The organism is Methanoculleus sp. MH98A, from assembly GCF_000691865.1.
Lineage (GTDB): Archaea > Halobacteriota > Methanomicrobia > Methanomicrobiales > Methanoculleaceae > Methanoculleus.
The window spans coordinates 1-11,226 of the sequence record NZ_JMIO01000007.1; the positions used below are offsets into that span (position 1 = coordinate 1).

Annotated in this window: 10 protein-coding genes; 5 read left to right on the top strand and 5 right to left on the bottom strand. The window is 62.7% G+C overall.

The features are described 5' to 3' along the window. Positions 1-527: 527 nt before the first annotated feature. From EI28_RS01420 to larB, 5 genes are read right to left on the bottom strand one after another with little or no spacing between them, the layout of a single operon-like run. Positions 528-1,865: an MATE family efflux transporter gene (locus tag EI28_RS01420; RefSeq protein WP_048112051.1), complete on the bottom strand. Its 1,338-nt coding sequence runs from the start codon at positions 1,863-1,865 to the stop codon at positions 528-530. Beyond that, positions 1,862-2,716 (bottom strand): hypothetical protein, encoded by an 855-nt coding sequence (locus EI28_RS01425; RefSeq protein ID WP_231476524.1) that lies wholly within the window; start codon positions 2,714-2,716, stop codon positions 1,862-1,864. The genes EI28_RS01420 and EI28_RS01425 overlap by 4 nt, the downstream gene beginning before the upstream one ends. A gap of 57 nt (positions 2,717-2,773) precedes the next feature. Beyond that, positions 2,774-4,057 carry a hypothetical protein gene (locus EI28_RS01430; RefSeq protein WP_048112055.1) on the bottom strand — a complete coding sequence of 428 codons (1,284 nt, stop codon included), beginning with the start codon at positions 4,055-4,057 and terminating at the stop codon, positions 2,774-2,776. A 44-nt stretch (positions 4,058-4,101) separates the two neighbouring features. Beyond that, a complete protein-coding gene (locus tag EI28_RS01435) occupies positions 4,102-4,608 on the bottom strand; it encodes a nicotinamide-nucleotide adenylyltransferase (RefSeq protein ID WP_048112057.1) in 507 nt (168 codons plus the stop codon). Continuing rightward, a complete protein-coding gene (larB, locus tag EI28_RS01440) occupies positions 4,605-5,378 on the bottom strand; it encodes a nickel pincer cofactor biosynthesis protein LarB (RefSeq protein WP_048112059.1) in 774 nt (257 codons plus the stop codon). Before larB ends, EI28_RS01435 begins: the two co-directional genes overlap by 4 nt. Positions 5,379-5,425: 47 nt before the next feature. Here larB and EI28_RS01445 point away from each other — a divergent pair, with 47 nt between their 5' ends. The 5 genes from EI28_RS01445 to EI28_RS01470 form a co-directional block, all read left to right on the top strand. Then, entirely contained in the window at positions 5,426-5,758 is a 333-nt protein-coding gene (locus EI28_RS01445) for a hypothetical protein (RefSeq protein WP_048112062.1), read from the top strand. 16 nt (positions 5,759-5,774) lie between these two features. Further along, complete coding sequence (gene hisS / locus EI28_RS01450) at positions 5,775-7,007, top strand: histidine--tRNA ligase (protein ID WP_048112064.1); 1,233 nt, start codon at positions 5,775-5,777, stop codon at positions 7,005-7,007. Next, positions 6,994-8,796 carry a DNA topoisomerase VI subunit B gene (locus EI28_RS01455; RefSeq protein ID WP_048112066.1) on the top strand — a complete coding sequence of 601 codons (1,803 nt, stop codon included), beginning with the start codon at positions 6,994-6,996 and terminating at the stop codon, positions 8,794-8,796. The genes hisS and EI28_RS01455 overlap by 14 nt, the downstream gene beginning before the upstream one ends. Continuing rightward, positions 8,789-9,877, top strand: a complete 1,089-nt coding sequence (locus EI28_RS01460; protein ID WP_048112068.1) for a DNA topoisomerase IV subunit A — start codon at positions 8,789-8,791, stop codon at positions 9,875-9,877. The genes EI28_RS01455 and EI28_RS01460 overlap by 8 nt, the downstream gene beginning before the upstream one ends. Before the next feature lie 900 nt (positions 9,878-10,777). Further along, positions 10,778-11,226 (top strand): hypothetical protein (locus tag EI28_RS01470; RefSeq protein WP_155937205.1); only part of this gene is annotated, 449 nt, incomplete at its 3' end.

Sequence of the window (11,226 nt, forward strand, 5' to 3'; positions counted from 1 at the left end):
TTTGGGCGATTGCCGGAACGGGTATGAACGTGGCAAGATTCTGTACAGTGGACTGTGGGGATATCGCCACGGAGGGGGGTGGGGACAGGGGAGGGGGGAATACTCCCCCTCCCCACCTGACGGTGGTCGAGCTCCGGGCGTTCCGCCCATCGCACTCCCCGTCAGCCCCTCGCACCTAGCGGTGCTCATGCTCCCGCCCCGCACCTGACGGTGCTCCAGCTCCGTTCCGTTGGAACGTCGCACCCTACGGCCAGTCGCACTCCCCAATGGCGATATTCAGTGGAAATCCGTGTACAGGATATGAGCGTCTCGAATTGCGACTGACCTGTGAGTCTGATGAATAGGACTTCCGGAGCATGAGCCCCCTCAGGTGCGAGTGACGACCGTCGGAACGACAGGGATCCGAGAAGTTGTCAGGCTTCGCTGTGCGACGGTTCGCAGAACCGGAATTTGAGCATTCCTAGGTGCGAGCTACGCAGACGTGAAACTCTCCCATCCTTAAGAGCACCCAAGGGTGTTCTCCCCCCTCATATCACCGTCGACTTCCAGCCCCCATGCCGGTACATCGCAAAGAGCATACCCATCTGCAAGATCATCCCGCAGATCACCGCGAGCCAGACACCGGCAATCCCGATCCCGAGGAGACCTGGAAGGATGCAGGCGAGCGGGACCTGAAAAAGGACCATGGAGAAGAGCGTGGCGTACATGGGCTTCTTCGTGTCCCCCGCCCCATTGAGCGCGAACCCGAGGATGATCGCGACGGCGATGAAGACGTAGAACGGTGCGACCGTCTGCAGGTAGGAGACGCCGATCTCCGTGCTCGCACCGCTCGGGTCGAAGACCTCGACGATCGCGGGCGCGGCGAGGTAGAAGATCGCTCCCATGAGCGCCATGAACCCGCCGTTCATGAGCGCGGAGAGCCTCACGCCCGCCTCCGCCCGTTCAGGTTTCTTCGCGCCGAGGTTCTGGCCGACGATCACGGCGGTTGCGGTCGCGATCCCGAACCCCGGCATGAGCGCGACGAGTTCCAGTCGGCCGACAATGCCGTAGGCGGAGAGGGCCGCCGTGCCGAAGACCGCCACGATCGCCATCATCGCAAGGAACGTCACGCTCCTGAGCCCGGACTGAACGGAGTTCGGGACGGCGACCCGAATAAGCCTCCACGCGAGCGAGAACTCGAACTTCGTCCGGAACGAGAAGGGGATCGGCGACCTTCCCGAGAGCAGGAGGGCAAACGCTATGGCGAACGCCACGCTCCGGGATATGATGGTGGCGTATGCCGCCCCGGCGACACCGCAGGCGGGGACTACCCCGTAGCCGAAGATCAGGAGCGGGTCGAGGGCGATATTGAGGATATTCGCGAGAACCACGAGGAGCATCGGCGTCGTGGCGTCGCCGCAGCTCTGAAACGAGGAGTTGATCACCCAGAGCTCGACCAGCGTCACGCTACCGGTAAAGAGGACCGTCAGGTAGGAAGCCCCGAGCAGTGCAACGTTCGGTTCGGCGCCGAGGAGAAGGAGCATATCCTCAGCGTAGAGGATACCCACGACACTGAGGAGAATCGAGAATACGAGCCCGAGGATGAGGGTGTGCGAGACGCCCTTCGCTACCATATCGTAGTTCTTCGCCCCGTAGTAGCGCGAGACGAAGGCGGTGTTCGCGGTGACGATGCCGATGATGATCGTCATGAGCACCATGACGATGGAGGTGCTCATGGCGACACCCGCGATAGCCTCCGATCCAAGCCGGCCGACGAAGAAAAGGTCGACCAGTTCGAGGCCGCTCTGCAGCACGTTCCCGGCGACGATAGGCGCCGCTATTGTTATAAGACCCCGGAAGAGGTCGCCCTCGGTCAGTTCGCTCATGCAGTCAGCTTTTCTTTATACGATTCCAGGATCTGGATGATGAACCGCTGGTGCTCCTCCAGCGGCAGCTCATCTTCGGGGGAGGTCTCGATACCGACGGCATAGAGCAGGATCAGTGCGTTGTCGAGGTCGAGCACAGCCGGATCTTCGACCAGATCCGGGCGGAGCTGGATTGCAAGATCGTCGTAGTCCTCCTCGGTGAAGACATGCTCCGGGTTCGCCGTCACCCGGGACTTGGCGAAACCGCCGGCACGCTCCCGGAGGATCAGGAGCGCGCGCTCCAGCGCTCCGGGGCGCGGGGTGATCGCATCGAGCCGGGCAAGCGCCTCCGTGCTCTTCTCCATTGCATTCGCATACAGCCCGAACTTATATGTCAACAGCGACTGTGCGACCAGATGGCCGGTCTCCTCGTCGATAACGGCGAGGAGCGGTTCAATCCTGCCGATATATTCGTTTAACATCTGCTTCATTGTCATCTCCTGTAGTTTCGGCGCGTTAAACACTTTTTCTACCCGGACTGCAAGGAAGGTGATCGTTGCCGCAAAGATCGTCTGCACGAGTACGCCGCCCGAACTAATCTCATTTGGTATGACCAGGATGAGAAACGCGAAAAGCGGCGTGAAGAGCGAGACGAGATCCCGCCGGGGTTTTTGGTAGGCCTGGTAGCAGAGGATGCACGAGGCGATCACGCATCCTGCGACACCTGCCCAGAGGGCATAGGGAAAGCCGACGGATGCGAGCAGCAGCTCGATCCCGATTCCCAAAAACGAGACCGCAGGAACCGCTATCCAGAGGCGTGACTCTGTTCCGGGTGTTGTGGTGGTATTCGTCATCGACCGTCCTTGTACCATAATTACGCGCAGGGGGTAAACAGGGTTTCCCCTCCCGTGGCAAGGGCGCCTCGCCGATCAGGGGGACGGAAGAACGGGTATCTCGACCTCCGCATCCCGTCCGGCGAGAGCAGCCGTGCGCGACCGGATCTTCTCGGTTTCGGCAGCATACGAGGTCTGCAGCATCTCCCGCTGGCTCTCCGCCCGGGCCTTCGCGGCAGCCTTCGCCTCGGACTCCCGGCGCAGCCCCGGGAGCGCGGTCGCAAGACGCTGCTCCTCGACCACCACCGGGAGCGCGGCTAGGGCCTCCTGCTCTGCCGCCCGCTTCACCCGGACGTCCCGCTGCTTCTCCAGCGCCTGCTTCATCGCGGCAGGCAGGGTTTCGGCGTCGGAGAAGAGGCGGACCTCGTCCTGGTTCTTGAGGGGGAGATCCTCCCGCCGGATCATGGCGAGAACGACCGGCATAGCCGCTTCGGTCGGGCCGACCGGGTCATCCCCGTCATCCGTATACGCGTCGAGCGCACGGTCGATTGACGCGGCAGCCGCGCTGTCCCCTGCCTTCTCGGCCACCTTCCCTGCCTTGCGGAAGACGTGGGCGGCGGTGGTCCGGAGAGTCGCCATCTCCCGTCCGGCCTCCTCGTCCACGGCATCGAGTGCCCGGATCTTCTCCTCGATCTCCTGCTTGCGGGCGTAGTCCGGGTGCCGTTTGAGGGCAGCGAGATCCTCTTCCGTCTTGTGGATCTCACTCTCCGCCACCGCGAGCGCCGCCCCGTATTCCCGGACCTGCCCGTCGGCGGCGGCATACTCCTCGCGGATCCGGGCGAGGGACGCATGCGACTCCCGCACGTCTCCCACCTGCCGGCGGCCGTCACGCGCCCGGGCGAGGGGCTCGTTCATCGTGTTCACCTCCCGGCCCAGATCTTTGACGGCTGCGCGCACCTCCTTCATCTCGTCCGGGTAGACGGAGGAGAGGTACTTCCCCTGCCCCTTCAGCGCCTTGAGCGAGCCCTTCAGCATCTCGGCGGCGGTCGCGTAGAACGCCTCGGGGTCACCGGTTGGCTCGCGGGAGAGGATCTGCGCCATAGACTTCGTGAACCCCGGAAGCGCCTTTCTGGAGATATCGCGGAGCCGGGGGTGAACCTCGCCGTCGCCTTCGGCCGTCTCCATCCGGCCGACCGCCTCGCGGAGGCGCTCGAGGGTGCCGCAGATCGCCTCGCGCGGCGGAGCCGTCGCACCGAAAAGTTCGTGCCCGATCTCCTCTTCACGGGCATCGAGCCACGCGGGAAGGCCGTCGAACGAGAGTTTCAGGCTCTCTTCCTCCGGTTCGGTTCGCCGGAAAAGGTCTCGCAGTTGCTTGAACATGATTCATCCGATTAGGACGGGCATACCCATCAGGGTTCCGCCCGTCAGTCGCTCCCCGCGATCCGCTGCAGCCGTTCCACGCCGTGGATCTCGCGGATGACATCCACCACGGCGGGGGGAACCAGATGCTCCCAGGGTTCGCCGCCGAGCATCCGTTGCCGGATGACGGTTCCGGAGTGCGTCAGCCGCTCATACATATCGGGCGACTGGACGTCGACCCCGGCCTCGGCGAAGAGCTGCATGACGAGAGGGTTCGACGAGTAGACCGTATCGAACGGCGGGGTCATCGAACGGACGTGGGCGACCCAGAGGGCGTTGCGCTGGACGTCCTCGATGGGGATGACGTAGAACGGGCAGTCGAGATCTTCGAGCGACCGGGTCAGCATCAGCACCCGTTCGCCTGCCGTGAAGGGGTTCGCCACGGTATGGGAGACCTGGGCGCTCCCAACCCCGATGACGATCTCGTCGGCCGTGCAGGCTATCCGCTCCAGCACCGACTGGTGCCCGTTGTGGTAGGGCTGGAACCGCCCGATGTAGAACCCGCGGCTCATTCCCGGCTACCTCCGTGCGCGACCTGCGCGGCAAACGCGCCTGCCGTGAACCCGGCGTCGATGTTCACCACCGCAAGCACCGAGCACGACTGGAGCATGCTCGCAAGCGCCGCCTCGCCGCCGCCCATGTAGCCGTAGCCGGTGCTCACGGGAACGCCGATCACCGGGCGGTCGACGAGCCCCGCGACGATCGCGGGGAGCGTTCCTTCCCGCCCGGCGGCCACGATGAAGACGTCGGCCGGGATCAGGTCTTTGAGCGCCGAGAAGAGGCGGTGGATCCCCGCCACCCCGACGTCGTAGGCCGTCCTGACCTCGCATCCCATCTCCTCGGCAATCAGCCTCGCCTCTTCGGCGACGGGGATGTCGGACGTCCCTGCCGTGAGGATGGCGACGGTTCCCCGCCGGGGCGCGGGCTCGTTATCCGTCGAGAGGATGACCCCTCGTGCCGCCTCCCGGTGCTCCATCCGGACGTCCGGCGGCAGCCGGGCGCGCAGGGCGTCGAGGTGCTCCGGCGAGAGCCTCGTCGCGATGCACCGCCCCGATGCCTTCACCTGCGCGAGCATGATCCCGGCAAACGCCTCCGGCTCCTTACCCTCAGCGAGCACCACCTCGGGCATCCCGCAGCGCACGCTTCTCCCGGCATCGATCCGGGCCATGCCGTCGAGAACCTCGATGCGGAGCCCTTCGAGCGCGCCCGCCGCCTCGTCCTCAGATACCTCGCCGTTACGATACATCCGGAGGATGTCCCTGATGGTGGCATTCGGCAGCATAGTTCGATAACAAAAATAGGGGTGGAAGTATAATATTACTTCATCTCATGTCCTATCTTGCCTACGTCGCAGGCTTCGGCGTTGCCGTCACCGCTTTCCTGTGGCTCCGGGACCTGCGGATCTTTTACCGCACCGGTCTTCCCGGATATCGGAAGGCGGCATACCTCGGGGTTCCCTTCACGGCGCTCGCCCTGCTGGGCTTTTTCGTGACCGCATACGCCGAAGCGTGGGAGTACCTCGGCCTCGGCCTGGTTCTCCTGGCCCTCTACCTCCAGGGGCGGGTCGAGAGGGAGAACGTCTGGCACGGCGAGGGCGCCCGCGAGCGGTTCTTCGGCAGTGCGGAGCGCACAAAAGATAAGGGTTCGCGCAAGAGACTTTAATCCAGGAGAATACCGAATGCTTCAAAAACCACGGGGAACGCGGGACTTTTTACCCGACGAGATGGAACGGCGGCGGCTGATCGAGCAGCGGATGCGGGAAGCGGCCCGGCGGTGGGGCTACCGGGAGGTCTGCACGCCCGACTTCGAGCACCTCGAACTCTTCACGATGAAGTCCGGCGAAGGGATCATCCAGGAGATGTACGTCTTCGAGGACAAGGGCGGGAGAAAGATGACGCTCCGGCCGGAGGTGACCGCGGCGGTGCTGCGGATGTACGTCAACGAGGGCAAGGTGCTCCCGAAACCGATCCGCTGGTGCTACTTCGCCGACTGTTTCCGCTACGAACGCCCCCAGAAAGGCCGCTACCGGCAGTTCTGGCAGTTTGGGGTCGAGCTGATCGGTGCGGACACGGCGAGCGCCGATGCAGAGGTGATCATGCTCGCCGACGATACCCTTCGGTCGACCGGGGTCACCTTCGACCTCCACGTCGGCCACCTCGCGCCGATGAAGCATCTCCTCTCCGGGCTCGATCCCGCCGACCAGCGGGCGATCATGGCGTACCTCGACAAGCACGACCAGAAAGGGCTCGAGGCGGCGCTTGTCGAGAAGAACCTCACCCATCTTGCAGAGCCCCTCGCGGCACTCGGAGAGTGCCGCACCGTCTCCGAGGTCTTTGAGGTCGCGGGCGACGTCCCGGAACGCGCGCGGATCGAGGAGACGTTCGCGCTCCTCGACTCCCTGAACATCGACTACCGGCCGGACTTCGGGATAGCCCGGGGACTCGACTACTACACCGGGATGGTCTTTGAGGGGTTCGCGAAGAACCTCGGCGCGGAGAACCAGATCCTCGGCGGCGGCACCTACCGGCTCGCCCACCTCTTCGGCGGCGACGACGTCGCATCCTGCGGGTTTGCCATCGGGTTCGACCGGGTCATGGTCTCGATCGGGGACTTCGAACTCGCGCACGAACCCGTCGTCGGCGTCGTCTGCACGCCTGACGCACGGGCGCGGGCGCTCGAGGTCGCCCGGGCGTTCCGGGAGGCAGGAGTCCGGGCCGAGGCCGACCTGATGCAGCGGGGGATGGGCGCCCAGGTCTCCCACGCCGCAAAGACCGCGGACTTCGCCGCGGTTCTCGGGAAACGCGAGGTCGAGGCGGGCACGGTGACCCTCAAGAACCTCCACTCCGGCGAGCAGCAGGAGAGGAGCCTTGAGGAGGCCATCGCCGAGGTGGCACGGCATGGTGCTTGCTGAAGACCTCGCCAAACAGCAGCGGAGCATCAGCGTCGCGGAGTTCTTCGAGAAGAACAAGCACCTGCTCGGTTTCGATTCCCCGACGCGGGGCATCATCACCACCATCAAGGAAGCGGTGGACAACGCGCTCGACGCCTGCGAGGAGGCGGAGGTGCTCCCCGACATCTTCGTCGGCATCAAAAAGGTCGACAACGAGGTCTACCGCATAACCGTCGAGGACAACGGCCCCGGCATCGTGCCGGAGAACGTCCCCCTGGTCTTCGGGAAACTCCTCTACGGCTCCCGGTTCCACCAGATCCGGCAGAGCCGCGGGCAGCAGGGTATCGGGATATCGGCGGCGGTGCTGTATGCGCAGCTCACCACCGGCATCCCGACGCAGGTCGTCTCCCGGACGGGGGCGAAGGCGAGGGCGCACCGGTTCGAACTGATGATCAGGACCGAGACCAACGAGCCGGAGATCGTCAGCCACGAGGAGATCGACTGGGACCGGACGCACGGGACACGGATCGAGATCCAGTTCAAGAGCACCCTCGCCGCGAAGAAGCGGCTGGTGGACTACCTTCGCCTGACGGCGATCGTCAACCCGCACGCCCGGATAACGGCCGATATCGACGGCGAGGTGACGACGTTCGAGCGGGTATCGGGCGAGGTCCCGCCGTGCCCGAAACCCATCCTCCCCCACCCGCACGGGATCGAGTTCGGCGCCTTGAAAAGGATCGCCGCCGTGAACACCGGGACCGTCGAGGAGTTCCTCATCGGCAGTTTCTCCAAGGTCGGGAAGAAGACCGCGGACGAGATGATCGCTCTCGCCGGGCTCAAGCCCTCCCGGAAGGTGAACAAACTCGAGTCGGACGAACTCAAACGTCTCCTCGACGCCATGCAGGCCGTGAAGGTCCCGGCCCCGCCGGCGCAGCAGTGCCTCTCCCCCATCGGCGAGGACCTGATCTGCAAGGGGCTCGAGAAGGAGATCCAGCTCGACTTCATCAAGGCCCGCACCCGCCCGAGCACCGTCTACGGCGGGCACTCGTTCATCATCGAGGCGGCGATCGGCTATGGCGGCAAGGTTCCCGCCGAGGGCACCGCCCAGCTCTTCCGGTTCGCAAACCGCGTCCCGCTCCTCTACCAGCAGGGCGCCTGCGCGATCACGAGCTGTGCCTCGCAGGTGAACTGGAAGAGCTACGGGCTCTCGCAGCAGGGCCTTCCCATGGGGCCGGTGCTGATCATGGTCCACGTGGCGTCCACGAACGTTCCCTTCACGAGCGAGAGCAAGGACGCGGTCGCGTCCATCCCGGAGATCGAGCGGGAGGTCGTCCTCGTCCTCCAGGAACTCGGCCGGGAGCTCAAGACCTACCTCTACCGGCGGGACAAGAAGAAGCAGCAGGACGACCGGGCCCGGGCGATATGCTCGGTCATTCCCGAGATCGCCGCAAAGGTGAGCGAGATCGTGGAACTCCCTCTGGTGGACACCTCTCCGATCGAGGGAAAGATCATGCGCAAGGTCGTCGCGAAGAAACGGACGGTCGACGGGAAGGTCCGTATCGACGTGAACAACTACACCGCGAAGGAAGTCACCCTCGTCCTCTACAACCTCTCCCGCGATGCGGCGGAAGACGCGAAGCCCCGGCCGGATTTCGTGGACAGTATCGACGGGGAGTACAACAAGGTCTGGCGGTGCACGCTCGACCCCGGTGAGGCCTGGCAGATCGTCTACACGGGAGCGGGCGACGGTTCGGTCGATCTGCGCGGTGTGGAGGACGGCAGGAAAGTGGTGGTGGATCTCGATGTCTAGGGAAGAGATGGATGCACTGGCAAAGGAGCGGCTCGTCGGTATCGCCCGCACCTGGTATGACCAGATGCGGGACGGCATCGTGCCGTTCATCCGGCTGCCGACACGGACGAAGCGGAATATTGAGTACGACGATGCGAGCGAGGTCTGGAAATACGGCGAGCGGGAGAGCACCCGGGCGGCGACGAACGAGAAAGGGGCGGTCCATCTCTTGAAGATGGCCTACCTCATCGGGTTTTTGAAGCAGCAGCTCGTGGAGAACCGGTCCTCGACCCTGAGAGAGTTGTATTACATCTCGGAAGGCTGGAAGAAGGCGAAGTTCGGTGCTCAGGATGAGAGCAACCATCTCATCGAAGACCTCGAGATCATCACCGAGGTGCAGCGTGAAGCGTTCCATCTCCGGCCGGAGGAGGACGGGGCCTCGATCTTCGGCCCTCTGCGGATCCGGGAGACCACCCGCCGGGGCGTCAAGGAGATGCACTGCCAGGAGGATGTCGGGGAGGCCGGCTACCCCATCCCGAACAACGTCGACAACCTCGAATTCGTCGACCACGACGCAAAGTTCGTCATCGCCATCGAGACCGGCGGTATGTACGCCCGTCTTATGGAGAACGGGTTCGACGAGGAGTACGGGGCGGTTCTGGTCCACCTCAAGGGGCAGCCGGCACGTTCGACGCGGAGAGTCCTGCGCAAGCTCAACGACTCGCTCAATCTCCCCATCGTGGTCTTCACCGACGGCGACCCCTGGTCCTACCGGATCTACGCGAGCGTCGCCTACGGCTCGATCAAGAGCGCGCATATGTCGGAACTTCTCGCGACCCCCCAGGCGCAGTTCATCGGCGTGCAGCCCTCCGACATCTCCGACTACAACCTCCCCGCCGACCACCTCACCGAGCAGGACGTCAGCGCCCTGAAAGCGGAACTGACCGATCCGAGGTTTGCGACCGACTACTGGAGGAGCCAGATCAACCTGCAGCTCGAGATGAAGCTGAAGTCGGAACAGCAGGCGTTCGCGAGCAGGGGGCTCGACTTCGTGACGAAGGAGTACCTGCCGACGAGGTTGTCGGAGATGGGGATTATCTGATCCGGGAGTTGGAGATTTACTGCCAGGGGACAAGGGGTTTGGGCCACTGGGGGTAACACACTCATTTCCAGTCGTGTTACAGGCCCTTAACGGGCTCGGGCGCCGGGTAGGACAACCGGGCACCCTGTTCCGATGAATTCGCGAAGACCGGCGTCACGTCTGGCGTCCGCAATGTTACGATCACGAAAGAGGGATTCACTCCCCATCGGAGTTCGTCACCGTTGTTTCGGGCCAGACCAGCGTCATGAACACGGCCCTGAAACTAGAAGACCTGAACGATGACGCCTGCGGACAGCTTCGAAAACAGGTGCCGTGACAAGGTTCGACCCCCTCGACAGCGCCGATTCCGACCCGCCGGCGCCTGCCGCCAGCGGAGATATCGATTTCGCCAAGATTGGGCGTGCTATCGTTCTCGTTGTAATCTTCGGGGAGACCGGGCTACCTGACGGGTTGTGTTACCGGCTGGTCGGGGAGGAGACCACCTCCGCACCCTACTACATGGTCGGCTCCGAGGTATTCGGTGCCTACTCGCACCATGCCATGTCCTCGGTTACAGAACGAAGAGATCATGGCATTTCTGCAGGAGAGCCTCAAATCCTGGATCGATCAGACAATCTTTAGAGCTTACCGGAGTTTAAGACGGTTTCCGAATGGCAATTAACAATATATATTATCTTTCATCCTGAGATTATGTGAAGAAGGGCGTTCTCGTTATTCCAGGGGCTCATCCATGAGGTGGCAACCAGAGTATAGCCAAATCGCGATTGGATTTGCATTTGAAGGTTATTCGGTAGAACGGCAGACACTCTGTTCAAATCGAGGTAAATCCTTGGCTTTCGAATAATTTTGAAATGATTTCAGCCAAGAGATTCTATATTTCAGAACCAGGGCATGGTTATAATGAACTATGAAGGCAACATACTGACAAAAACGAAAAGCGTCATTGCAAAATCTTGGAATGATTATACGGTGTTTATCGCCGTATGTATCGCCTTATACTTACTTCGTCTTCTCATTGCCATCGTATCAGGGCATCACGGCAGCGACATTACCGACCACCTGGTTGGTGCTCACGGCCTTATCGAAGGAAAATTGTTGTATGTAGATGCGGACTTTTTTTATCCGCCATTACACGCCTATTTTCAGGCATTTCTCCTGAAGACCCTTGGAGACACAATCCTTGTAGCAAAACTCCCTGCCATTATCGGTGATGCAGCGCTGACGTGGGCGTTATATCACATGGGAAAGCGATCAAGCGAAGTTGTCGGAAGGCAGATGGCCTTAGCATATCTCTTGCTGCCCCTCTCCGTTCTCACGTCTGATGTCCTGGGCCTTTTCGATTCGGTTGC